Consider the following 22256-nt stretch of genomic DNA (forward strand, 5'->3'; position numbering starts at 1 on the left):
CCTACGCCTCGGGAAGGGGACGTCCATGCATGCCTATCGCAGCCACACCTGTGGCGATCTGAACAAAGGCCATGGAGGGCAAGATGTGCGCCTGTCGGGCTGGGTGCACCGGGTGCGCGACCACGGCGGTGTGCTGTTCATCGACCTGCGTGACCATTACGGTGTCACGCAACTGATCTGCGATGGCGATTCGGCTGCCTTCAAGGCGCTGGAGGCGGTGCGCGCCGAATGGGTGATCCGCATCGACGGCGGGGTAAAGCTGCGCGATGCCAGCCTGATCAACCCCAAGATCCCAACCGGCGAGATCGAGGTCTATGTGCGCGAGATCGAGGTGCTTGGCCCGGCGGACGAATTGCCGGTTCAGGTGTTCGGCGATCAGGACTACCCCGAGGAAACCCGGCTTGCCTTCCGCTTTCTGGACCTGCGCCGCGAAGGGTTGCACGCCAACATGATGCTGCGCTCCAACGTTGTGCGCAGCATGCGTAACCGCATGTGGTCGCAGGGTTTTACCGAATTTCAGACGCCGATCATCACCGCCTCCAGCCCCGAGGGTGCGCGCGATTTTCTGGTGCCATCGCGGCTACACCCTGGCAAGTTTTACGCCCTGCCGCAAGCCCCGCAGCAGTTCAAGCAGCTGATCATGGTGGCGGGGTTTGACCGCTATTTCCAGATCGCCCCGTGTTTTCGCGATGAAGACCCGCGCGCCGACCGCTCGCCCACCGATTTCTACCAGCTCGACCTCGAGATGAGCTTTGTGACCCAGGAAGACGTGTTCGCCGCGATCCAGCCGGTGATTCAGGGCATTTTCGAGGAATTCGGCGGCGGCCGCAGGGTGGATGCCGCCTGGGCGCGCATTTCCTTTGCCGACAGCCTGAAGTGGTACGGCACCGACAAGCCCGACTTGCGCAACCCTATCAAGATGCAGGTAGTTTCTGACCATTTCCGCGGTTCGGGCTTTGCGATCTTCGCCAAGCTTCTGGAGAATGAAGGCACCGAGGTGCGCGCGATTCCCGCGCAAAAGGGCGGCAGCCGCAAGTTTTGCGACCGGATGAACGCCTTTGCGCAACAGCAGGGGCTGCCGGGGATGGGGTATATTTTCTGGCGGGAAAAGGGCGGCGAAGAGAAAGATGCCCGCATTCAACCAATTGTGCGCGCCTTGATGGGCCAAGACCCCGACGCTGCGACATTGGGTGAGTTGCTCGCGCCCTTGATCGCTGAAGAAACGAAAAAGGAAGGAGCCGAGAAGGTTAGTGGCGCGCTTGTTTCCGGAGATATTGAACGCGCGCGCTTTTTGATGAGTGCCTATTTTGGCGAATTCGAAGCCGCCGGCCCCCTTGCCAAGAACATCGGCCCGGAGCGCACCGAGGCGATCCGCCAGCAACTGGGTCTGGGCGAGGGCGATGCGGCCTTTTTCCTGGGCGGCAAGCCTGAACAGTTCGAAGCCGTCGCAGGCCGCGCGCGCAGCGAGATTGGCCGCGAATTGGGGCTCACCGAAGAAAACTGTTTCAAATTCGCCTGGATCGTCGATTTCCCGCTTTACGAGAAAACCGACGAGGGCAAGATCGACTTTTCGCACAACCCCTTTTCGATGCCGCAGGGCGGGCTTGAGGCGCTTTCGGGTGACCCGCTGAAAGTGCTGGGATATCAATATGATCTGGCCTGCAACGGCTATGAGTTGATTTCTGGCGCGATCCGCAACCACAAGCCCGAGATCATGTTCAAGGCATTCGAGCTGGCGGGTTACCCCGCGACCGAGGTCGAAAAGCGGTTCGGCGGCATGGTCAAGGCGTTTCGCTTTGGCGCGCCGCCGCACGGCGGCTGTGCCGCGGGCATCGACCGCATCGTGATGCTGTTGGCTGATGAGGCCAACATCCGGCAGGTCATCATGTTCCCGATGAACCAGCGGGCGGAAGATCTGATGATGGGCGCACCGTCAGAGCCGACGAATGAGCAATTGCGCGAATTGCGCCTGCGCCCGGTGCCGAAGGACTGAGTCTGGCCGATATCCACCGAAACGGCGTGGCCCCCTGCAAAGGCGGTTCAGGCCCCGAAAGCCTTGACCGCAGTTGCGAGCACCGAAAAGGCCAGCGTCAGCACACCGAAGCTGAACACGGTCCAATGCGTTGCGCGGGTCAGGCGCTCGTTTTCAACGATCCTGCGAAGGCGTTTGGACATGGTGGCGGTCTCCTTCGGTTTGATCCAACTGGTGCCAGTGTCAGTGCCGATTGCGGCAGGTTTGCGGAGCCCTTGTGCCGATTTGCGGACATTTGCGCCGCGCAGCGCGCTGCGCTAGGGTCGCGCGAATCCGGAGGGGCAAGATGCAGGCGCAAAAGGTATTCGGGGCAACGTTGCCTGAGTGGAAAGCTCCGGTGCGGCCCGGCCCGGCGCAGATCGAGGGGCGCTATGCCCGGCTCGAAAGGCTTGACCCCGAAGCCCATGCGCATGCGCTTTTCGCCGCCTATCGCGAGGATGACAGCGTCTGGGACTACCTGCCCTATGGTCCCTTCGCCTCGGAGGCGGGTTTCATCCGTTGGCTTGGCGATATGGCGGCAAGCACGGATCCGCTGTTTTACGCGATCCGCGACCTCGACACCGGGTTGATCGGCGGGATGCAGGCGTTCCTGCGGATCAGCCCCGAGGTGGGCAGCATCGAGCTTGGCCACATCAATATGGCGGCGCGGCTGCAACGCAGGCGCGCCGCGAGCGAAGCGATGCTGCTGATGATTGGCTGGGCATTCGATGCGGGCTACCGGCGCTTTGAATGGAAATGCGACGCGCTGAACCTGCCCTCGCGCCGCGCGGCCGAACGGCTGGGGCTGAGCTACGAGGGCGTGTTTCGGCAGGCGACCATCTACAAGGGCCGAAACCGCGATACCGCGTGGTTTGCGGCGATCGACGCCGAGTGGCCGGTACTGCGGGCCGCCTATGCGAGCTGGCTTGAGCCGCGGAATTTCGACGCGGACGGTGGCCAGATCTTGCGGCTGAGCGACCTTACACGGCCAATTCTTGCAGCGCGCGACCCGGCGCGCGGCTGAACGCGCGCTGCAAAGGCTGCATCTGACGCCGGTTTGGGTGCGGCGCGTCGCCCGCGCGCGCATCGCTCAGAACGCCGCGCCCGTAGCCAGCCGATCCCGCACCAGCCCCGAAATCCGTGCAAGCCCGGGCCCGGTTCCCTTGCCCTTGTGCTGCGCCTCGGCCAGCGCGTTTGCCGCAGCCTTCAGCGCCGGGTCATGCGCGCCAAGCGCGATTCCGGCAAGGAAATTGCTGACATAGGCGATGGTGGCAGCGTCGGTTGCCTTACCCAAAAGCTCGACAGCATGCGCCAGATCATCGCGTAGTGCCAGCGGATCAGGCTGCACGATAGCGTCGGAAACCGCGCCAAGCCCCTGCGGGCGCAGCGCAGGTGCCATCGCGCCAAGGATTAGGCTTTGGAAGGTTGCGAGGTTTTCGACCGGTTTGAGCAGAAATCCGTCTGCCCCTGCGGCCAAGGCTGCCGCTTCGCCTGCCGCCTCGCCCGAGCATCCGAGCAAAACGGTGCTGCTGTCCGGCAGCGCCGCGAGGTCCGCAATGAGTTCCACCCCGGACCCGTCGGGCAGCCCGAGATCGACGATCACCACCGCGGGGCGGTAGGTTTGCAGGTGCCTATGCGCCGAGCGCAGACAATCGGCACGGCGAATGCGCGCCCCCGAACGAAGGCACAAAAGCCGCATCGCCTCGCAGGCAAAACGGCTGTCTTCGACCACCAGTACCGTCAGCCCCATCAGCGGGCGTTCAGCACTGGCGGCGCGGCCTGCCAGAATTGCAGAAATGTCGTCGCCCATGTGTGCCTCCGGAATCACCTCTTGCGATCAAAGCGCATCAATGGCTAATCGACGGTAAAGATTGCCCGCCTGCCGCGCGCAGGCTAAACCACTGGCGATGAATGGCGGGGGCAGATGATCGGACGATTGAACCATGTGGCGATTGCGGTGCCCGACCTTGCAGCGGCGGTGGCGCAATATCGCGATACGCTTGGTGCCAGCGTCGGTGCGCCGCAGGACGAGCCTGCGCACGGCGTGACGGTGGTTTTCGTCGAACTGCCCAATACCAAGATCGAGTTGCTCTATCCGCTTGGCGAGGGCTCGCCAATTGCCGGTTTTTTGCAAAAGAATCCGGCCGGGGGCATTCATCACATCTGCTACGAAGTCGATGACATCTTCGCCGCGCGCGACCGGCTCACCACCGCTGGCGCACGCGTTCTGGGTTCGGGCGAGCCCCGGATCGGAGCCCATGGCAAACCGGTATTGTTCTTGCACCCCAAAGACTTCAACGGCTGCCTTGTAGAACTGGAGCAGGTCTGATGAATGCCACAGCCGCTGTCGTGCTGTTCGCCGTGACCTGGTTCATGGTGTTTTTCATCCTGCTGCCGCTGCGGCTGAAAACGCAGGGCGAGGCCGGAGAAGTGGTGCCGGGCACGCCGCAATCCGCCCCTTCGGCAGGCGGCGTTGGTCGCAAGGCGCGGCTGACCACGGTGGTCGCGGTGCTGCTTTGGGCGATCATCGCCGGGGTGATCGAATCGGGTTGGGTGACGCTGGCAGATATCGACTGGTTCGGGCAGCTTGACCGCTAACCGAGCGGCCCCGGCCGCCGCTCTTCGGATAGCAGCACATTTGCCTCTACCTGCCCGATGCCGGGCAGGGTCATGATCCGACGCCGCAATACGCGCTCAAAATCGGCAATGTCGCGGGCGATGATGCGCAGGCGGTAGTCAAAAAGGCCAAGCACATGCTGCACCGTCTGCACTTCCGGGATGGCGGTCGCCGCGCGCTCGAAATCTTCCAGTGAAACCCGGCCCTTGGCCGCGAGCTTTATGCCGAGAAACACGGTCACGCCAAAGCCGAGCGCGGCGGTGTCGAGCACCAGTCGCCGCCCGCAAAGCACCCCCGCCGCTTCCAGCCGCCTGATTCGCCGCCACGCCGCTGGCTGGCTGATGGCCAGCACCCGCCCCAAAGCCCCGGCGCTCAGCGTTGCATCGCGGGCAAGGCTGCGCAAGATTGCGCGGTCGGTATCGTCAAGGTCAATCACAGGGGCACCCCATGGCTGTCCTTGATCGTTGAGACGAGCATCAGCGCTTCGCTGTCGGCGATATGCGGCAGAGTCAGGATGCGGCTGCGGTAAATGTCCTGATAGTGCAACATGTCGCGCGCAATGACATTCAAGCGCACATCTGTCCTTCCAAGGAACGTTTGAATTTCAAGTACTTCCGGAACGTCACGCGCTGAGGCTAGAAACTCGTCAAAGGCGCGGGGGTTGGTTTTGTCCAAGGTGAAACGAAGGCTTACCTCCACTTCCCAGCCCAGTTTGCGCCAGTCGATCAACGCTTGTTCACCGCGCAGCACACCGCCTGCCCGCAACCTTTCCAACCGCCGCCAGCAGGTGGCGGCGGTCACCCCGGCGCGCTCGGCAAGTTCGACCGTTGGCAGTTCCGGCTCGGCCAGCATCTGCCGCAAGATCCTGCGGTCGGTATCGTCAATCTGCATGAAAAAACCGGAATTGCTAAGGTATGCGAATGATCATTATCAAATTCTGCTCTTTCAGTCAAAGAAAGCGCAGAATATCGCGACGGGAAGTCTATTGTCTTGTGCATCAACTCAGCCCGAGGAGGCCCCCATGCGTGTGTATTATGACCGTGATTGCGACATCAACCTGATCAAGGACAAGAAGGTGGCCATTCTTGGCTACGGCAGCCAGGGCCATGCCCACGCGCTGAACCTGCGCGACTCGGGGGCGAAAAACGTGGTCGTGGCACTGCGCGAAGGCTCGGCTTCGGCAGCAAAGGCCTCGGCCGAAGGCCTCAAGGTTATGGGCATTGCCGAAGCTGCGGCCTGGTGCGACCTGATCATGTTCACGATGCCCGACGAGTTGCAGGCCGCGACCTACAGGAAATATGTGCATGACAACCTGCGCGATGGCGCGGCGATTGCCTTTGCCCATGGTCTCAACGTGCATTTTGGCCTGATCGAACCGAAACCCGGTGTTGATGTGATCATGATGGCCCCGAAAGGCCCCGGCCATACCGTGCGCGGTGAATTCGTGAAGGGTGGCGGTGTGCCCTGCCTTGTCGCCGTGCATCAGGATGCATCGGGCAAGGCGATGGAAATTGGCCTGTCCTATTGTTCCGGCATCGGCGGCGGCCGCTCGGGGATCATCGAAACCAACTTCCGCCAGGAATGCGAAACCGACCTTTTCGGCGAACAGGCGGTGCTGTGCGGCGGCCTTGTCGAGTTGATCCGCATGGGCTTTGAAACCCTTGTCGAAGCCGGTTACGAGCCGGAAATGGCCTATTTCGAGTGCCTGCACGAGGTCAAGCTGATCGTGGACCTGATCTACGAAGGCGGTATTGCCAACATGAACTACTCGATCTCCAACACCGCCGAATACGGCGAATACGTCTCGGGCCCGCGGATTCTGCCCTATGCCGAAACCAAGGCGCGGATGAAGGAAGTACTGACCGATATCCAGACCGGCAAGTTCGTTTCCGAGTTCATGCAGGAAAACACCGTTGGCCAGCCCTTCTTCAAGGCCACCCGTCGGCGCAACGACGAACACCAGATCGAAAAGGTCGGCGAGAAACTGCGCGCCATGATGCCGTGGATATCCAAGGGAAAGATGGTGGATCGTTCGCGCAACTGATTGTAATACAAAAACAAACATCGGGGGTGCCAGACTTGGCACCCCTTCTTCATTGTCAAGATGCCCCGCGGGGTGCGAGGGGCTGCGCCCCCGGGGCCTTCAGCGCGCGCCGAGGCCCGCCAGCATCAGCCCGCGCCGGATCGGGCCGAGCGCGTGCATTGCTGCAAGCGCTGCCGCCCGAGCCTCGCGCATCGGTTTTGCCCCAAACATCGAGGCGCGGTTCAGCGCATCGATACCGGCAACGCGAGCCGCCACCTCGGGCCAGCGCTGTCGCTGATAGGCGGCCAGCATGGCGGGTGCGCCGATCCCCGCAGGGTCGCGGCGCGCCAGTTCAAGCAGGCAGGCAAGATCGGCGAGGCTCATGTTCAGCCCCTGTGCGCCGATTGGCGGCACCACATGCGCGGCCTCGGCGATCAGCGCGGTTCGTTCGGCGGTGAAGCGGTGCGCAATCTGGCTTGCCATCGGCCAGAGCGCGCGCCCGGTCACCAGCCGCAGTGGCCCGAGAATTCCGCAGGACCGATCGAGCAGCGCCGCCTCGAAATCCGGCACCGGCAGCGCAGCCAGCCGCTCGGCCTCGGGCCCGCGCTCCATCCAGACGATCGCGGATGAGGGCAGCCCCTCGCGGTCGGGAAGCGGCACCAGAGTAAAGGGGCCGCCGGAGCGGTGAATCTCGGTCGAAACATTCTGATGCGGAACCGGGTGGGTTACCGAAAATGCCAGCGCCTTTTGCCCATAGCGCAGCTTGCGCAGGCCGATGCCAAGCGCCTTGCGCACCGGGCTTTCGCGCCCGTCGGCCGCCACCAGCAACCGTGCTTCAAGACGGGAACCATCGGAAAGCGTCACCTGGGCCGACCCCTCGCGGGTGAAAACCGCGGTTGTCGCAAGCCCCGGACGAAAGCTCACCCCCGCAAGACCCGCCAGATGCACCACCATTTCGCGCCGAATCAGCCAGTTCGGCAGATTCCAGCCGAAAGGTTCGTTCGAGAGGTCCGAGGCATCGAAATCTCGTACCAGCCGCGCTTCGGCAGCTTCCGCTTCAATGATCCGCATCACCTGCAAGGCCGCCGCATGCGGGGCAAGCCGGGGCCAGAGGCCGATGCCGCGCAACAGCTCGACCGAGGGCCGCAGCAATGCGGTCGAGCGCAGATCGGCACCTTGCGCCGCTTCGGCAGTTACCGGCGGCTCCGGATCGATGCAGGCCACCGTAACGCCGAGCGTGGCAAACCCAGCCGCCGCCGCCATTCCGGCGATGCCGCCGCCCGAAACCACGATGTCGAACTGCTCTGCCATCGCCCCCCCTGAGCGTCGAACATAGGCGGCGCGCGCGCCGGGGCCAAGCCTCAGCGGCGAAGGTTGGCCAGAAACCCCGCCAGATCGCTGGTGTGGTGGTCGATGTGCGGAGCCTCTACCGCCGTTTCGGCCACATGCACGCAGCGCATGCCAAGCGCGTGCGGAACCATCAGGTTGCGCGGGTCATCTTCAAACATCGCGGCGCGCTCTGGCGCGATCTCGGCGCGGGCAAAAACCGCCGCGTAGGCCGCGGCATCCGGTTTTGGGTGAAATCCGGCATGTTCGACGCCGTAAATCCCGTCAAAAATCCCGGCAAGACCGCGCGCATCCAGCACTTTCCCGGCATAGGACGAGGAGCCATTGGTGAACACGAAGCGCCGCCCCGGCAGCGCCGCGATCTGGGCGCGCAAGACCGGGTCGGGCTGCAGCGCGGCAAGCGAAATTTCGTGCACCTCGGTCAGATAGGGTCCGGGGTCAACGCCATGCTCGCGCATCAGCCCGGCCAGCGTGGTGCCATAGCGCTGCCAATAGGCGTTGCGCAGCCGATCTGCCTCGGGACGGTCAACCCCAAGCGATTGCATGACATAGGCGGTCATCCGAACCTCGATCAGCTCGAACAGCCGCGCCGAGGGCGGGTAAAGCGTGTTGTCGAGGTCAAAGACCCAGTTGGAGACATGTGCGAAATCGGCTGCTGGCATGGTGCGAACCCTAGCTGCGGCGGGCACCCCCCGCAAGCTGCGCTATCGGCTTGTCAGCAGGGCGGCACCCGGCATAGGCTCCGGTGCCGGGCAGAAACGGAACAGAAGCGATGCAGAAAGATGCCTATACCCTGATCCTCGAAGCTATCGACGCCGGGGTGTACCGGCCCGGCGACAGGTTGGTGGAATCGGAGCTGGCCGACCGTCTTGGCGTGTCGCGCACCCCGGTGCGCGAGGCGTTGCAACGGCTTGAAACGCAATCGATGCTGGCACGCGACGGGCGCAGCCTGATCGTCGCCTCGCTCGATCACAACCAGTTGGCCGAGCTTTATGTGGTGCGGGCAGAGCTTGAAGGGCTTGCAGCACGGTTGGCCGCGCGGCATGCAACCCCGGAGGAAATCCGCGTGCTTGGCGACATGGTGGCGGAAGACCGCGCCCATATCGGCGACCCGGTGGCGCTCAGCCGCGCCAACAAGCGGTTTCACCGCCAGCTTCATCTCGCGTCGCACAATCGCTATCTGGTGGCACAGCTTGACCTCGTGCACCGCTCGATGGCGCTTTTGGCCACCACCTCGCTGGCTGCCGAGGGGCGCGGCGAAACCGCGCTGGCCGAGCATCAGGCAATTGTCGATGCGATTGCCGCGGCCGATGCCGAGGCGGCGCAGGCAGCCTTGCGGGCGCATATCTCGAAGGCGTTCGAAACGCGGCTGAAACTCGACGCGGCAGGCATCGGGCGATCACGCGGCTGAAGGCACTGAAAACCCCTGCGGGTGGCAGGAATTCAGGCGTGCGCAGCGGCTGCGGGTGGCGTGGATGCGGGCTGGTCAAAAAACCCGTGCGCGGTCTTGTCCCAATAGAAGGGGCGCACTGCGACCTCGTAGATGGCCTTCCAGGCGGCGAGCGCGCCAAGCGGAAAATAAAGGTTTAGCACCGGCAGCCAGGGCCAGAGGTGGCGGTGTTCGCGGCCGCGAACCGCCCAGGCGGCAACCCCCATGGTGATGACTTCCGAGGCGATGAAAAGCCCGGTCAGCAGCCCAAGACCCCGGTCCCCGACCAGCCCGTGCAGCGGATGGCCAGCGCCGATTGCCACAACCGCCAACACCCAAAGCACCGGAGCCAGCAGGTATTGCGACAAGGTGCCGAGGAACAGCACCTGAAAACCAATGAAGCGCCACGCGCCAAGTTGGTGCCACAAAAGCAGGGGGTCGCGCATGTGCACCCCCCAGGTCATCGCGTAGCCCTTGAGCCAGCGCGAGCGTTGCCGCACCCAGGGCAGGGTCCGGCAGTTCGCTTCTTCGTGGGTTACCGTGGCGATCAGTTCGGTGTGGTAGCCGTGCCTTGCAAGGCGAATGCCCAGATCGGCGTCTTCGGTAACATTATGCGCATCCCACCCGCCGAGCGCCTCAAGCGCCGCGCGGCGAAAAAACAGTGTCGTGCCCCCAAGCGGCACCACCAGCCCGAGCCGGGCGAGGCCCGGCAGCATGGCGCGAAACCACGCCGCATATTCGGCGGTAAAACAGCGCGAAAGCCAGTTGGTGCGCGGGTTGTAATAATCGAGCACGCCTTGCAGGCAGGCAACCTCTGGACCGCGTTCGTGAAAGCGGCGGACCACGGCGAAGATCTGGTCCGGGTCGGGTGCGTCCTCGGCGTCATAAACCCCGATGATCGTGCCGCGGCAGAAATTGAGCGCAAAGTTGAGCGCCCGCGGCTTGGTCCTGATCGGTCCGTCAGGCACCACGATCACCCGCGCCCAATGCGGCAGGCGGATGCGGGCAAGCACGGCGCGGGTGGCCGCATCTTCCTCCTCGACCACCAGCAACACGTCGAGCAACTCGCGCGGGTAGCTTAACCGAGCCAGGCGGGCCAGCAGCCGCCCCGAAATGTCGTGTTCGCGAAACAGTGGTACCAGCAGCGAAACCACCGGCAGCCGGGCAATGGAAGGCGGCGGCACGGCCGCCACGCGACGCTCGCGCCAATTGCTCAGAAGTTCGGCCAGAAAGGCGGCAAGCTTGAGCGCAGAACCGGCGGCAAGTGTCAGCACCGCCCAGAAGGTCACAAGCGCGAAACTTGCGATCGGGGCAAGCCAGAATGCAGCCGCGGCCCCGATCAGCGCGGCCCAGGCAATCTTGTGCGCCAGCGGTCGGTTGATGTTGCGGCAGCTTTCGCGCGCGGCGACCAAGGTTTCGGCGCGCCGGATGAGCGCGGTCTGCCGCCGTGCCAAGAGCGCCGCATGCACCGACGGTTCTGATGCGATCACCATCGCATAGGGCGCAAGCGCTTCGGGCAGGGTATCGCGCAGGCGCGCAAAATCTTCGGGGCGCGAGGTGGCGATGACGGTGCATCCGGCAACCCGACGCCACGGCAGCATGCCGGACTTGAGGCAGGTTTCGGCACCGATTCGGTCGATCAGGCGCGGATCGGGCAGGTCGTTCAACGGGTCGATGACGGCGGCATGCCATTGTTCGGCCAAGGCCGCCATCAGGTCTGCTTCGCGCACCCAGCCATGCGCGAGCAGGATGTCGCCCAATCGCACCTCTTGGCGCTTGCGCAGGGCTAGTGCCTTGAGCAGGTTATCGGGAGAAATCGCCTGCATTTCCAGCAAGATGCGCCCCAAAGGGCGGCGTGTTTCGGTGCCGCGCAGCGCGGCTTGCGGCGCATCAACCCCAACCCGCGCGAGCGCGGCCTGAGGCGTTTGGTCAGTGGCAAGGGCAAGCATGGCGGCAGCCGGGACAAGGGGCGATGCGCCCACTCTTGCGACCCGGGGTTAATGAAGCGTTAAGGTCAGCAAGGCAGCGTCGGCTGCCTAGGGTCAAACCGCGCGGCGCAGGCGCATTGCCTCGGTGAACCGCTCGAAAAGATAGACACTGTCTTGCGGGCCGGGGCTTGCTTCGGGGTGGTACTGCACCGAAAATACCGGCCGGTCGAGCATGCGGATGCCGCAGTTCGAACCGTCAAACAGGCTGACATGGGTTTCCAGCACCCCCTCGGGCAGGGTCTGGCTATCGACCGCGAAACCGTGGTTCATCGAGGTGATCTCGACCTTGCCGGTTTCAATATCCTTCACCGGGTGGTTGGCACCGTGGTGGCCGTGGTTCATCTTGATGGTCCTTGCCCCAAGCGCCAGCGCCAGCATCTGATGGCCAAGGCAAATGCCGAACAGCGGCAGATCGGCCGCGAGCACACCCTGGATCATCGGCACGGCATAGGCTCCGGTCGCCTCCGGGTCGCCGGGGCCGTTCGAGAGAAAAACACCCTCGGGGTTCTGCGCCAGCACATCGGCAGCGGTGGCCGAGGCGGGCAGCACGGTCACCTCGCAGCCGCTCGAGGCGAGGCAGCGCAGAATGTTGCGCTTGGCACCAAAGTCTATCGCCACCACGCGCAGCCCCGGACCCTCGCGGCGGGTATAACCCGCAGGCCATGCCCAGCGCATTTCATCCCAGCGGTAGCTTTGCGCGCAAGTCACCTCTTTGGCGAGGTCGAGGCCAACCAGCCCACCCCAAGCGCGCGCCTTCTTGACCAGCGCTGCAACGTCGAACCGCCCCTCCGGATCATGCGCAAGCGCCACATGCGGCGCGCCTTGCTGGCGGATCGCGCGGGTCAGGCGGCGGGTATCGATGCCACCCACGCCGATACGGCCGCGCCGCTCCATCCATTGCACCAGATCGCCCGTCGCCCGCCAGTTGGAAGGCTCGGTCGGGTCCCATTTGACCACCATGCCTGCGGCCACCGGCGCGGCAGCTTCATCATCCTCGGCGGTAACGCCGACATTGCCGATATGGGGAAAGGTGAAGGTCACGACCTGGCCCGCATAGGAAGGGTCGGTCATGATTTCCTGATAGCCCGTCATTGCGGTGTTGAAAACGAGTTCGGCCACCGTTTCGCCGGTCGCGCCAAAACCGCGGCCAAAGAACACCGAGCCATCGGCAAGCGCGATGCAGGCTGTAGGCTTTTCGGGGTTGGGGCGGCTGGCGGGCATGGGCGACTCTCCCAGGGTGGATTCGGGCGAACCTAAAGGCGCTGGCGGCGGCGGTCAAGGTCCGGGGGCGGAAGGACTTTCTTATGTTTCTCAATGGGTTGAGAATGTTGTGCCCGGGCGCGCAATCCGCTATGCTGAAAGCTCACGCGGCGAAGGGGTGGATGCGATGGAATTGCGGGAACGGATCGCCGAAGGGTTGAAGGACGCGATGCGCGCGAAATCGGCAGATCGGCTCTCGACGCTCAGGCTTATCATTGCCGCGATCAAGGACCGTGAGATTGCGATGCGCAACGAACCTGACGGCGGCACCGTGGGCAATGCCGAAATTCTTGCCATCCTCGCCCGGATGATCAAGCAGCGGCACGAAAGCGTGCGTGCCTATGAGGAGGCCGGGCGTCTGGAACTGGCGGAAAAGGAAAGCGCCGAGATCAAGGTCATCGAGGAATTCCTGCCGCGCCAGATGGATAGCACCGAAGTGAGCGCGGCAATCGACGCTGCGGTGGCGGCTACGGGAGCCACCGGAATTCGCGATATCGGCCGGGTGATGGCCGAATTGAAGGCCCGCTACCTCGGCCAGATGGATTTTGGGGCTGTCGGCCCGTTGGTCAAGGCGCGACTGACCTAGGGCGCGCTTGCGCCTGCCGCAGTGTCGCGCGGCCCCGCCTAGCGCGGGGTGACACCGCGCAACCGCTCCGACCGGCGGCGCAGCAACTCGACAGTGGTCAGCAGCGCAACCGAGATGATAACCAGAATTGTTGCAACCGCGAGGATCTGCGGGCTGATCTGTTCGCGAATGCCGTTCCACATCTGCCGCGGAATCGTCTGTTGCGTGTGGTCGGCGACAAAAAGCACCACCACAACCTCGTCGAACGAGGTCACGAAGGCGAAGAGCGCGCCAGAGATCACGCCGGGCATGATAAGCGGCATTACCACCTTGAAAAAGGTGGTGCGCGGGTTTGCACCAAGCGCCGCCGCAGCGCGGGTCAGCGACTGGTCAAAGCCGACAAGCGTTGCCGTGACGGTAATGATGACAAAGGGAATGCCCAGCGTCGCATGCGCAAGGATCACGCCCAGATAAGTGCCCGCCAACTTGCCGCAATCTGATGGCAGGCCGATCATGCCAAAGAGGCCGCATGGGTTGGAGTAGAAGAAGAACAGACCGGTCGCGGTGATGATGAGCGGCACGATCATCGGCGAAATCAGCACCCCCATGATCACCCGCCGATAGGGCATTTCTGGCCGCGACAGGCCGAGTGCGGCCAATGTTCCTAGAACCGTTGCAAGCAAGGTGGCAAAAAACCCGATGATGATCGAGTTCTTGGCAACTCGCACCCAGGTGGTGTTGTGCCAGACATCCGACCACCACGAACTGTCGCGCGGCGCATCTGGCGCATTCATGCCGAAAGTCAGAAGGCTGTCATACCAACGCAAGGAATAGCCTTCGGGGTCGAGCGCCAGCATTCTGTCGGTGAAGGTGAAATAGGGCTCGGCGTTGAACGACAAGGGAATGATGACAAGGATCGGCGCGATCAGAAACAGGAAGATCAGCGAACAGATGACCAGATATGTCGCGCGCCAAAGCCGTTCAAGCGGGGTGGCATAGGTTGGAAGAGCCATCGGATTACCCCAGCTTCATGTTGTCGATGCCGACGATACGGTCGTAAAGCCAGTAGAGGATCAGCACACCGAAAAGCAGGATGCTCGCCAGCGCCGCGGCCAGCGACCAGTTCAGCGACTTTTGCATGTGGAAGGCGATCAGGTTCGAGATCAGCTGGCCATCGGCACCGCCGACCAGCGCCGGGGTGATGTAGTAGCCAACCGCGAGGATGAAAACCAGCAGCGCCCCGGCCCCGACACCCGGCAGGGTTTGCGGCAGATAGACCCGGCGGAATGCGGTCCAGGAGGTAGCCCCGAGCGAGCGCGCGGCGCGCACATACGAAGGCGGGATCGGGCGCATCACCGAATAAAGCGGCAGCACCATGAAGGGCAGCAGGATATGGGTCATCGCCACGATCGTGCCAATGCGGTTGTACATCATCTGGATTCGGCCATCTTCGCCGATGATGCCGACGGCTACCATCAGGTCATTCACCACGCCCTGACTTTGCAGCAGCACGATCCACGAGGTGGTGCGCACCAGAAGCGAGGTCCAGAATGGTAGCAGCACCAGCACCATCAGCAGGTTCGATCTTGCCAGCGGCAGCGTTGCCAGCAGATGCGCAATCGGGAAGGCAAGAACCAGGCAGATCAGCGTGATCGCTGCCGAGAGGCCGAGGGTGCGCATGAACAGCATCACATAGACCCGCACCTTTTGGTCAACCTGCACGATTGCGCCGGTTTCGTCGCGGGTCAGGTCCAATGCGTTGAGGTAAAAATCGAGCGTGTAGCCGGTCGAGGCCGAGCGCATCGCCCGCCAGACCAGCGGATCTGCCCATTTCGCATCGGCGGCGGCAAGCGCCTCGCGGTAGGGCGGCGCGAGCCTGTCGGCGTTGCGCACGGTCGTGGTGAACAGCGAGCGGGTGCCGGGGATATCGTAGTTGATGCGCTCTCCCACCGAGCCGCCTGCGCGAGTCGCTTTTAGATGCACGAGGTCGGCGGCGAGCGCGGCATATGCGGTCTCGTCGGGCTGGGTGCCCTGCGGGTTCTGCTCGAACCAGGCCGTGACATTTGTCATCAGCTTGGTGATCTCGCCGGTATCGCGGTTTTCGTATTCGATAAAGCCGGGGTTATAGACCGACTGGAACAGCATCTGCCCGATCGGAATCACGAAGGTGATCACCACGAACAGGAAAAGCGGTGCCACCAGCAGGAAGGCGCGGCGGCGCGAGCGCGCCTGCGAATGCGCCAGCGCCGATTTCAGCGGCTGGCCATCGGCGGTGGTAAGCAGGGCCGGGGCATCTGACATGGGCGCGGCTTTCGGGCAGGGAGGGGGTGGGGGGGGGGCGGCACCTTTCAGGTGCCGCCCCGGTCTGTAATCAGCCAGCCAGCCAGGCGGCAAAGCGGGCGTTCAGCTCGGAATCATGGTCAGCCCAGAATTCGAAGTCGGTGAGCAGGGCATTGCCCATGTTGGCCGGGTTGGTTGGCATGTGCGGTGCCATCTCGGTCTTGCCGTCCTGATAAAGGCCGACAAGCGCCGCCGAAGACCTGCGTGCCGGACCATAGCTGATCCACTTGGCTTGATCCGCTAGCCGCTGGGTGTCGGTCGAGAAAGCGAGGAACTTCAGCGCATCTTCAAGGTGCGGCGCGCCCTTCGGGATCGCCCAGAGGTCAAAGTCCATGTACTGGCCATCCCAGACAATCTGGAACGGCTTGCCTTCGGCTGCGATGGCATCAAAGATACGGCCATTGTAGGCAGTCGCCATGATCACTTCGCCATCGGCCAGTAGCTGCGCCGGTTGCGCGCCTGCCTCCCACCAGACCACCGATGCCTTGATGGTGTCGAGTTTGGCGAAGGCGCGGTCCACACCTTCGGGGGTGGCAAGAACGGCGTAGACTTCAGAGGCGGGAACGCCATCCGCCATCAGTGCCATTTCCAGCGTGCCTTTCGGGCCTTTCTTCAGGCCACGCTTGCCGGGGAATTTGGCGGTGTCGAACAGATCAGCGATTGTCGAGGGCGCTTCGCCGGTGAACTTCGATGCGTCATAGGCGAAAACCGTGGACCAGAAGATCGTCGCCACCGCGCATTCCGACAGCGCGCCGTCAAGGAAGTCTTCGGTGGCAGGCGTGCCATCGGGTGCGGGCGGCAGCATCGCCGGGTCGATCGGTTCGAGCATGCCTTCGTCACAGAGCCGCACGGCATCGGAAAGCTCGATGTCGAACAGATCGCCGGTGACGTTCTTGGCTTCGACCTGCGCCTTAAGCGGCACTACCGGGTTGTCGGCGTCGATCGAGTTGACGCGGATACCGGTCAGGGCGGTGAAGGGCTTGTGATAGGCTTCGACCTGGCTCTTCGTGTAAGCGCCACCCCACGAGATGACGTTGATTTCCTGCGCACCGGCGGCAGCGCCGGCAGCGATCAGGGCGGTTGTAAGGATCAGGGTCTTTTTCATTGCAGTCTCCCGGTTGGTTGTTGAAGTTTTTGACTTATTGTCACTTTTGGCCGCGAACGTCACGGCAGAAACGGGTTCGGGCGGTCATCCCGAACCCAAGACTCAGAGTGGTTCAAGCGCACGGGCGTCAAGCGGGTCCCAGCCGATGTTCACCGTCTGACCCGGTGAAAGCCGGGTCTGACCGATGGTGTTGCGCATCTTCATGATGAAATCCGACGAGCCCGCCACATGCAGCCGCGCCCGCAGAATGTCGCCCATGTAGATCACCTCGATCACCTCGGCACCGATCACATGGGCACCGGGGGGCATCATATCCGGCTTGAATTCCACCCGCTCGGGGCGGATCGAGACCAGCGTTTTCTGGCCCTTGTGGGTGACGTTCACCGGCGTTGCGTCAATCACCTCGCCAGTGGCCAGCCGCACCAGCGCCTTGCCGGCCTCAATCTGTTCAACGACCCCGGTAAGCTTGTTGTTCTCGCCGATGAACTGCGCCACGAAACTGTTGCGCGGCCGCTCGTAAAGCTCGTCCGGCGTGTCGAGCTGCTGGATCACTCCGTCGTTGAATACCGCCACGCGGTCGCTCATCGTGAGCGCCTCGCCCTGGTCGTGGGTAACATAGACCACCGTCAGCCCAAGACTGTCATGCAGATGCTTGATCTCGAACTGCATATGTTCGCGCAACTGCTTGTCGAGCGCGCCGAGCGGCTCATCCATCAGGACCAGCTTGGGGTCGAACACCAGCGCGCGGGCAAGTGCGATGCGCTGCTGCTGGCCACCCGAAAGCTGCGCCGGGCGGCGGTGTACAAAAGCCCCCATCTGCACCATGTCGAGCGCGCGCTTGATCTTCGCTTCGCGCTCCGATTTGCCGATGCCGCGCACCTCCAGCGGAAATGCGAGGTTTTCGCCGACCGACATATGCGGGAAAAGCGCGTAGTTCTGAAACACCATGCCGATGCCGCGCTTGTGCGGCGGCACCTGGTTGATCGGGCGGCTGTCGAGCCGTATATCGCCATGCGTTGCGGTTTCGAACCCCGCCAGCATCATCAGACAGGTGGTCTTGCCCGACCCGGAGGGGCCGAGCATGGTCAGAAACTCACCCTTGGCGATTGAAAGGTTCAGGTCTTTGACGACAAGCGTTACACCGTCGTAGCTTTTTTGCACGCGATCAAAGACGACAAATCCTTCGCCGACAGCTGCGGCGTTGCTTGCAGTCACTTAGGGCTCCCCGTTCGTTTTTTTCGTTGTTATCCCGTTCCCTGACTTAATCGAAAGCCTGAACAGAATTCAACCCGTCTGTTCCGCTGCCGGGCCAGGGGCCTGGGTGTGCAGGCATTTGCGGGCTGACGCGCCAGAATACCCGCCCGAAAGCGGCATCTGGTGCAGGTCTTGCGACCAAAGCGAAAATGCCGCTGTGGTCTGCCGGGAACGCCGCAGAATCGGCTGCCGGTCACGGCATCAGCGCAATGCGCCGTGCGCAATGCCGCGGGACGAAAAGGGGGGGGAAGTGGTGCGGTCGAAAAGACTCGAACTTTCACGGGTGTTACCCCACAGCGACCTCAACGCTGCGCGTCTACCAATTCCGCCACGACCGCACGCCTAGGCTTGGTGGCGCGGTGTTTAGCCGAGCCTTTGGGCGAAGGAAAGCGGATTTTGTGCCCGCGAACGCATTTGATGGCGGCAAAACGAAGGCCGGGGGGGGGCACCGCCCCCCGGCCCGATTCAGATGCCCCGGCTCAGCGGAAAAAGAGCGCGGGCAAAGTAAGGATCGTGACCAGCCCGGTCGCGACACCGACCGGCTGCGCTACCGCAGGCTGATCGGCAATCGCCGGAATCACCATCGGTTCGACCACTGCCTGCAACTCGATCGGCGCGGGTGCCGCAACCGCGACCGGCGCAGGTGCGGGCACCGGTACCGGAGTTGGCGCAACTGCGACCAATGGCAGCGGCGCGGGCGCGGGCACAGGTGCCGGGGTCGCCACAACGACCGGCGCGGGCGCGGGCACCGGGACGGGTGCGGGTGCCGGGGCGACCGCGAAGGTGGGCAGGCCGGTGGGCGCAGGTGCTGCCGGCGCGACAGGCGCAAGCAGGTCGCTGCGGCCGCCCAGCGTATAGGCCGCCTTGCGGATCAGGTCGGTGCGCTCGGGTTGCCCGGGCGCGAACACCGCAGCACTGCCCGAGGCCAGCGCATCGATGCCGTTCTGGTACCAGTCAAGCGCCAGGTCGGGCCGCGCGGTGGTGCCGAAGCCCATCGCCAGATGGTGGCCGATAAGCTCGCTGTAAACCCGCTCGCCCAATGCCGTCAGCAGCAACGCGGATCCGATCGCCACATCCATGTTGTCGGTGCGATAGCCGACCGAGAGGCAGATCTTCGAGGTCGCGGCAAGCTGCACCGGTGCCATGCCCGAGCCAAGCGCAAAGCTCGACACGCCGGCCAGCACTTCGCTGCGGGTGCGCAGCGAAAGCGCCGCCACATGTTCGGCCATCGCCGGGCCGAAGCCCGCGCATTGCGCTGAAATGTCGGCGGAACTGACGTTGGCAATGCGCGCCGCCGCTTCTTCGCCCTGGGTAATGGCATAGGTGCGCGCAAGGCAGAACTGCTCGCCCAGCGCCTGCTGCGGGTCGGTCATCGAGGCGGCGGTGACAAAACCGCCATTGCTCGATGTGATCAGGCTGACCTTGTTGCAATGCGAGGCAAGCGATGCCTGCACCACGGCCCCGCCAAGGAAGGTCGGCAGGCCGGGCGAGGTTGGCACCGGAGCCACCGGCGTTGCGGTGATGACCGGAATCGGGGTCGGGGCGGGCTGCGGCGCGGGTGCGGGCTCGGGGCTGACGGCCTTGTTGAACTCGGGCGCTGTCGGTGCCTTGGTGATAACCCCCGGTGCCGGGCTGACGCCCATCGCCTCGTCGCGCCAGAGCACCAGAAGCCCGCGCATGCCCATCGGGTTTGTCGCGGCTTGCTGCATGGTCAGCGCCCCGCCGGCAATTGCGCGGTGATAGGAGCCGACAAGATGCGAGCGCTCGAAATCGGTCAACTGGCCGGTCGGCGAATAGCCGAGCACGATCTGGTAATCGCTGATCGCGCGGCGCGATTGCTGGCCAAGCACGCCATCGGGAGTGCCGGTGTTGAAGCCGAAATGGTTGAGCGCAACCTGCACCTCGCGGTTGGCTTCGCGTTGGGCCGAACTTACGGCAACCGTGGCGTTGCGGTTGGCATTGTTGCGCGCCGCCTCATTGATGATTGCGCCACCGATCAGGCCGCCGATCAGACCACCCACCAGACCGTTATCTGCCAACGCCACACCCGCCGGGGTCATCCCCAGCACCGCGATCATCGGCACCATTGCAAATCTTTTCGAGATCATTCAACTCTCCTCCTGACTACGGGTCGCCCGAGGCGGTCCGGGCAAGCGGAACACGCGGGCAACGCACCAGTCCCCGGAAACGGGGCGCATTGCGCGGCAATTCTTCGCCCGAATCGTCGCCAGATCAAGGCGTTTCGCAGAAACTGGCTGCGGATTGACCAGCTCGGAGGTGGAAAAGTGGTAGAATGGATCACCTCGCAGTCGCATGTGCCCTACGCCGATGCGGTCGCCTTCATGCAGGCGCGGGTGGCCGCCATTTCCGAAAACCGCGCCGACGAGGCGATCTGGTTGCTCGAGCACCCGCCGCTTTATACCGCGGGCACCTCGGCGCGTGCCGCAGATCTGCTCTGGCCGGATCGCTTTCCGGTCCATGAAACCGGGCGTGGCGGGCAGTACACCTATCACGGTCCGGGCCAGCGCGTGATCTATGTGATGCTCGATCTCAACCGCCGCGGCCGCGATGTGCGCCGCTTCGTCGGCGCGCTGGAGGCCTGGGTGATCGCCACCCTCGCAGAATTCGGCGTGCAGGGTGAACGGCGCGCGGGGCGGGTGGGGGTCTGGGTGACGCGCCCCGACAAGCCACCGCTGCCCGACGGCACCCCGCGCGAAGACAAGATCGCGGCAATCGGGGTGAAACTGCGCAAATGGGTCAGTTTTCACGGCATCTCGATCAACGTCGAACCGGAGCTTGCGCATTTTTGCGGCATTGTGCCCTGCGGCATCTCCGGGCACGGCGTCACCAGCCTTGTCGACCTTGGCCAGCCGGTGACGATGGCCGATCTCGATGCGGCGCTCATCGCCACTTTTGACCGCAGCATGCCCGCTGCGGCGCAATGCACGTCTGCGTGAGTTTTCGCTGCTGCGACACCGCGGCACCTGTGATTTCGCGCTCTGCGGCCTAAGATTCACCGGAGCTGCATGAATGGAGGCCGGCATGCGCGGGGGTCAGATGGTAGTGGCGGGGGTGGCGCTGATTGTCATTGCCGCAGGAACCGGCGCAGTGCTGCTGCTGCGTGGTGCCGAAGAAAATTCGCCAGCGCCGGTCGGGGAAAATTCGGTAACCGCAGGCACGCCGGTGATTTCGGTGACAACTTCCGACGAGCGCATTGCTGCGGCGGTCGCGGCGCTTGCCGCGGCTGGCCCTGCCGAGGTCACGACAGCCAACCGGCGCGAATATTACCTGCAATGTCGGCCCTGCCATTCGGTCACCCAGCCTGACGGCACCGTGACCGAGCTCGGATCCGGCCTCGGACCCGACCTTTACGGCATCATCGACCGTCCCGCAGCGCAGCAGGCGGGCTTTGAATATTCCGAATCGATGCGGCAGGCGGGTGAAAAGGGGGTGATCTGGACGGTCGAGAACATCTTGCGCTACTCCTACAATCCGAAAAGATACCTGCGCGAGGTGACCGGCGATCCAAAGGCCGATGGCACGATGGTTTATTCGCTGGTCAAGGGCCACGCGCCGCTTGTCACCTATCTTCGCGCGGTCGGACCGCAGCCGTGACATGCAACCTCATGGACTTTGCCAGGGAGGGTGCCACTCTTTTTAATGATTCTTGAACCACGCGCGGTTTTTCCTGCTAATGGCAATAGCTGCATCGCCGCTGGGCCTGCACCGAGGCGGGCCCAGCTTCGCCAAACTCGTGTCGTCAACCAAGGACCTGATCATGAAAAAGCTGTTTGTTACCGCCGCAACGATGCTGGCATTTGCCGTTCCCGCTTTGGCGGATGGCGACGCCGAAGCTGGCAAAAAGGCATTCAACCTCTGCAAGGCTTGCCATTCGGTCGTTACCCCTGCCGGTGAGGCGCTGGTGAAAGGTGGCAAGGTCGGACCCAACCTTTATGATGTCATTGGCCGCCAGGTCGCCTCGATGGCCGATTACACGCTTTACGGCGAAGGCATCCTGGCGGTTGGCGCAACCGGCATGGTCTGGACCGATGACGAGCTTGAAGTTTACATGACCGACCCGAACATCTGGATCAAGGACAAGACCGGCAATCCGGATGCCAAATCGAAAATGACCGGCAAGACTGCCAAGAATCAGGAAGACATCGTCGCCTACCTCTTGTCGCTGGTTCAATAGCCTGCCGCAGGTTCCGGCTGCGGCAAAATTTGCATTTGCCGCAGCTGCTGCATTGCCGTGTGCGAATTTGCGATCTAGAACACTTCCATAGGTGCGTGGTTCGGGAGAAGCCCCGCGCTCAG

Annotated in this window: 23 protein-coding genes and 1 tRNA gene; 10 read left to right on the forward strand and 14 right to left on the reverse strand. The window is 63.5% G+C overall.

All coding sequences use genetic code 11. From position 1 onward, the window contains the following. Nucleotides 1-25 precede the first annotated feature (25 nt). A complete protein-coding gene (aspS, locus tag Q8J98_RS09585; RefSeq protein WP_305294142.1) occupies nucleotides 26-1993 on the forward strand; it encodes an aspartate--tRNA ligase in 1968 nt (655 codons plus the stop codon). A 47-nt stretch (nucleotides 1994-2040) separates the two neighbouring features. Here aspS and Q8J98_RS09590 read toward each other — a convergent pair whose 3' ends face one another. Beyond that, a complete protein-coding gene (locus Q8J98_RS09590; RefSeq protein ID WP_305184012.1) occupies nucleotides 2041-2175 on the reverse strand; it encodes a hypothetical protein in 135 nt (44 codons plus the stop codon). Between the two features lie 143 nt (nucleotides 2176-2318). Between Q8J98_RS09590 and Q8J98_RS09595 the strand changes: the two genes are divergently transcribed. Beyond that, the gene (locus Q8J98_RS09595; protein ID WP_305294143.1) at nucleotides 2319-3035 is read left to right on the forward strand and encodes a GNAT family N-acetyltransferase; all 717 of its coding nucleotides are present in this window, start codon (nucleotides 2319-2321) and stop codon (nucleotides 3033-3035) included. Between the two features lie 66 nt (nucleotides 3036-3101). Here Q8J98_RS09595 and Q8J98_RS09600 read toward each other — a convergent pair whose 3' ends face one another. Beyond that, entirely contained in the window at nucleotides 3102-3821 is a 720-nt protein-coding gene (locus Q8J98_RS09600) for a two-component system response regulator (protein ID WP_305184010.1), read from the reverse strand. A gap of 114 nt (nucleotides 3822-3935) precedes the next feature. On the opposite strand from Q8J98_RS09600, the gene mce reads away from it, so the two are divergent. Both mce and Q8J98_RS09610 read left to right on the forward strand, forming a co-directional pair. Further along, entirely contained in the window at nucleotides 3936-4340 is a 405-nt protein-coding gene (mce, locus tag Q8J98_RS09605; protein ID WP_305294145.1) for a methylmalonyl-CoA epimerase, read from the forward strand. After that, nucleotides 4340-4609, forward strand: coding sequence for a DUF1467 family protein (locus tag Q8J98_RS09610; RefSeq protein WP_305294146.1), 270 nt, complete (start codon nucleotides 4340-4342; stop codon nucleotides 4607-4609). Before mce ends, Q8J98_RS09610 begins: the two co-directional genes overlap by 1 nt. Here Q8J98_RS09610 and Q8J98_RS09615 read toward each other — a convergent pair. Beyond that, complete coding sequence (locus tag Q8J98_RS09615) at nucleotides 4606-5064, reverse strand: Lrp/AsnC family transcriptional regulator (RefSeq protein WP_305184007.1); 459 nt, start codon at nucleotides 5062-5064, stop codon at nucleotides 4606-4608. The two genes, Q8J98_RS09610 and Q8J98_RS09615, sit on opposite strands and share 4 nt — an antisense overlap. Beyond that, nucleotides 5061-5519 carry an Lrp/AsnC family transcriptional regulator gene (locus Q8J98_RS09620; protein ID WP_305294147.1) on the reverse strand — a complete coding sequence of 153 codons (459 nt, stop codon included), beginning with the start codon at nucleotides 5517-5519 and terminating at the stop codon, nucleotides 5061-5063. Before Q8J98_RS09620 ends, Q8J98_RS09615 begins: the two co-directional genes overlap by 4 nt. Before the next feature lie 130 nt (nucleotides 5520-5649). Here Q8J98_RS09620 and ilvC point away from each other — a divergent pair, with 130 nt between their 5' ends. Further along, complete coding sequence (ilvC, locus tag Q8J98_RS09625) at nucleotides 5650-6672, forward strand: ketol-acid reductoisomerase (protein WP_305294148.1); 1023 nt, start codon at nucleotides 5650-5652, stop codon at nucleotides 6670-6672. A 99-nt stretch (nucleotides 6673-6771) separates the two neighbouring features. On the opposite strand, the gene Q8J98_RS09630 is transcribed toward ilvC, so the two are convergent. Both Q8J98_RS09630 and Q8J98_RS09635 read right to left on the reverse strand, forming a co-directional pair. Next, the gene (locus tag Q8J98_RS09630) at nucleotides 6772-7962 is read right to left on the reverse strand and encodes a UbiH/UbiF family hydroxylase (RefSeq protein WP_305294149.1); all 1191 of its coding nucleotides are present in this window, start codon (nucleotides 7960-7962) and stop codon (nucleotides 6772-6774) included. A gap of 50 nt (nucleotides 7963-8012) precedes the next feature. Then, nucleotides 8013-8660 carry a pyrimidine 5'-nucleotidase gene (locus tag Q8J98_RS09635; RefSeq protein WP_305294150.1) on the reverse strand — a complete coding sequence of 216 codons (648 nt, stop codon included), beginning with the start codon at nucleotides 8658-8660 and terminating at the stop codon, nucleotides 8013-8015. Between the two features lie 110 nt (nucleotides 8661-8770). On the opposite strand from Q8J98_RS09635, the gene Q8J98_RS09640 reads away from it, so the two are divergent. Next, nucleotides 8771-9409 carry a GntR family transcriptional regulator gene (locus Q8J98_RS09640; protein WP_305294151.1) on the forward strand — a complete coding sequence of 213 codons (639 nt, stop codon included), beginning with the start codon at nucleotides 8771-8773 and terminating at the stop codon, nucleotides 9407-9409. A gap of 32 nt (nucleotides 9410-9441) precedes the next feature. Here Q8J98_RS09640 and Q8J98_RS09645 read toward each other — a convergent pair whose 3' ends face one another. Then, nucleotides 9442-11376: a glycosyltransferase gene (locus tag Q8J98_RS09645; protein WP_305294152.1), complete on the reverse strand. Its 1935-nt coding sequence runs from the start codon at nucleotides 11374-11376 to the stop codon at nucleotides 9442-9444. Nucleotides 11377-11469: 93 nt separating this feature from the next. After that, entirely contained in the window at nucleotides 11470-12636 is a 1167-nt protein-coding gene (gene carA / locus Q8J98_RS09650) for a glutamine-hydrolyzing carbamoyl-phosphate synthase small subunit (protein WP_305294153.1), read from the reverse strand. 166 nt (nucleotides 12637-12802) lie between these two features. On the opposite strand from carA, the gene Q8J98_RS09655 reads away from it, so the two are divergent. Next, complete coding sequence (locus tag Q8J98_RS09655) at nucleotides 12803-13261, forward strand: GatB/YqeY domain-containing protein (protein ID WP_305294154.1); 459 nt, start codon at nucleotides 12803-12805, stop codon at nucleotides 13259-13261. Nucleotides 13262-13299: 38 nt separating this feature from the next. Here the strand turns inward: Q8J98_RS09655 and Q8J98_RS09660 are convergent, their stop codons facing one another. From Q8J98_RS09660 to Q8J98_RS09685, 6 genes are all read right to left on the reverse strand, one after another. Further along, on the reverse strand, nucleotides 13300-14253 hold the full coding sequence (locus tag Q8J98_RS09660; protein WP_305294155.1) for an ABC transporter permease: 954 nt from the start codon (nucleotides 14251-14253) through the stop codon (nucleotides 13300-13302). Between the two features lie 4 nt (nucleotides 14254-14257). After that, on the reverse strand, nucleotides 14258-15541 hold the full coding sequence (locus Q8J98_RS09665; RefSeq protein WP_305183998.1) for an ABC transporter permease: 1284 nt from the start codon (nucleotides 15539-15541) through the stop codon (nucleotides 14258-14260). 70 nt (nucleotides 15542-15611) lie between these two features. Further along, nucleotides 15612-16685, reverse strand: a complete 1074-nt coding sequence (locus tag Q8J98_RS09670; protein ID WP_305294156.1) for an ABC transporter substrate-binding protein — start codon at nucleotides 16683-16685, stop codon at nucleotides 15612-15614. 102 nt (nucleotides 16686-16787) lie between these two features. Continuing rightward, on the reverse strand, nucleotides 16788-17900 hold the full coding sequence (locus Q8J98_RS09675) for an ABC transporter ATP-binding protein (RefSeq protein ID WP_305183996.1): 1113 nt from the start codon (nucleotides 17898-17900) through the stop codon (nucleotides 16788-16790). A gap of 290 nt (nucleotides 17901-18190) precedes the next feature. Next, nucleotides 18191-18277, reverse strand: a tRNA-Leu gene (locus tag Q8J98_RS09680). 141 nt (nucleotides 18278-18418) lie between these two features. Continuing rightward, nucleotides 18419-20047 (reverse strand): peptidoglycan-binding domain-containing protein, encoded by a 1629-nt coding sequence (locus tag Q8J98_RS09685; RefSeq protein WP_305294157.1) that lies wholly within the window; start codon nucleotides 20045-20047, stop codon nucleotides 18419-18421. Nucleotides 20048-20224: 177 nt separating this feature from the next. Here Q8J98_RS09685 and lipB point away from each other — a divergent pair, with 177 nt between their 5' ends. From lipB to Q8J98_RS09700, 3 genes are all read left to right on the forward strand, one after another. After that, nucleotides 20225-20896 carry a lipoyl(octanoyl) transferase LipB gene (lipB, locus tag Q8J98_RS09690; RefSeq protein ID WP_305294158.1) on the forward strand — a complete coding sequence of 224 codons (672 nt, stop codon included), beginning with the start codon at nucleotides 20225-20227 and terminating at the stop codon, nucleotides 20894-20896. 85 nt (nucleotides 20897-20981) lie between these two features. Continuing rightward, the gene (locus tag Q8J98_RS09695; protein WP_305294159.1) at nucleotides 20982-21554 is read left to right on the forward strand and encodes a cytochrome c family protein; all 573 of its coding nucleotides are present in this window, start codon (nucleotides 20982-20984) and stop codon (nucleotides 21552-21554) included. 163 nt (nucleotides 21555-21717) lie between these two features. Then, a complete protein-coding gene (locus tag Q8J98_RS09700) occupies nucleotides 21718-22134 on the forward strand; it encodes a cytochrome c family protein (RefSeq protein WP_305294160.1) in 417 nt (138 codons plus the stop codon). Nucleotides 22135-22256 lie beyond the last annotated feature (122 nt).

Origin of the sequence: Phaeovulum sp. (genome assembly GCF_030684035.1) — a bacterium.
Lineage (GTDB): Bacteria > Pseudomonadota > Alphaproteobacteria > Rhodobacterales > Rhodobacteraceae > UBA6213.

Bases quoted from the DNA above. Each gene is read 5' to 3' on its own strand.
- aspS (WP_305294142.1), top strand. From the start codon at position 26: ATGCATGCCTATCGCAGCCACACCTGTGGCGATCTGAACAAAGGCCAT.
- Q8J98_RS09590 (WP_305184012.1), bottom strand. From the start codon at position 2,175: ATGTCCAAACGCCTTCGCAGGATCGTTGAAAACGAGCGCCTGACCCGC.
- Q8J98_RS09595 (WP_305294143.1), top strand. From the start codon at position 2,319: ATGCAGGCGCAAAAGGTATTCGGGGCAACGTTGCCTGAGTGGAAAGCT.
- Q8J98_RS09600 (WP_305184010.1), bottom strand. From the start codon at position 3,821: ATGGGCGACGACATTTCTGCAATTCTGGCAGGCCGCGCCGCCAGTGCT.
- mce (WP_305294145.1), top strand. From the start codon at position 3,936: ATGATCGGACGATTGAACCATGTGGCGATTGCGGTGCCCGACCTTGCA.
- Q8J98_RS09610 (WP_305294146.1), top strand. From the start codon at position 4,340: ATGAATGCCACAGCCGCTGTCGTGCTGTTCGCCGTGACCTGGTTCATG.
- Q8J98_RS09620 (WP_305294147.1), bottom strand. From the start codon at position 5,519: ATGCAGATTGACGATACCGACCGCAGGATCTTGCGGCAGATGCTGGCC.
- ilvC (WP_305294148.1), top strand. From the start codon at position 5,650: ATGCGTGTGTATTATGACCGTGATTGCGACATCAACCTGATCAAGGAC.
- Q8J98_RS09630 (WP_305294149.1), bottom strand. From the start codon at position 7,962: ATGGCAGAGCAGTTCGACATCGTGGTTTCGGGCGGCGGCATCGCCGGA.
- Q8J98_RS09635 (WP_305294150.1), bottom strand. From the start codon at position 8,660: ATGCCAGCAGCCGATTTCGCACATGTCTCCAACTGGGTCTTTGACCTC.
- Q8J98_RS09640 (WP_305294151.1), top strand. From the start codon at position 8,771: ATGCAGAAAGATGCCTATACCCTGATCCTCGAAGCTATCGACGCCGGG.
- Q8J98_RS09645 (WP_305294152.1), bottom strand. From the start codon at position 11,376: ATGCTTGCCCTTGCCACTGACCAAACGCCTCAGGCCGCGCTCGCGCGG.
- carA (WP_305294153.1), bottom strand. From the start codon at position 12,636: ATGCCCGCCAGCCGCCCCAACCCCGAAAAGCCTACAGCCTGCATCGCG.
- Q8J98_RS09655 (WP_305294154.1), top strand. From the start codon at position 12,803: ATGGAATTGCGGGAACGGATCGCCGAAGGGTTGAAGGACGCGATGCGC.
- Q8J98_RS09660 (WP_305294155.1), bottom strand. From the start codon at position 14,253: ATGGCTCTTCCAACCTATGCCACCCCGCTTGAACGGCTTTGGCGCGCG.
- Q8J98_RS09665 (WP_305183998.1), bottom strand. From the start codon at position 15,541: ATGTCAGATGCCCCGGCCCTGCTTACCACCGCCGATGGCCAGCCGCTG.
- Q8J98_RS09670 (WP_305294156.1), bottom strand. From the start codon at position 16,685: ATGAAAAAGACCCTGATCCTTACAACCGCCCTGATCGCTGCCGGCGCT.
- Q8J98_RS09685 (WP_305294157.1), bottom strand. From the start codon at position 20,047: ATGATCTCGAAAAGATTTGCAATGGTGCCGATGATCGCGGTGCTGGGG.
- Q8J98_RS09695 (WP_305294159.1), top strand. From the start codon at position 20,982: ATGCGCGGGGGTCAGATGGTAGTGGCGGGGGTGGCGCTGATTGTCATT.
- Q8J98_RS09700 (WP_305294160.1), top strand. From the start codon at position 21,718: ATGAAAAAGCTGTTTGTTACCGCCGCAACGATGCTGGCATTTGCCGTT.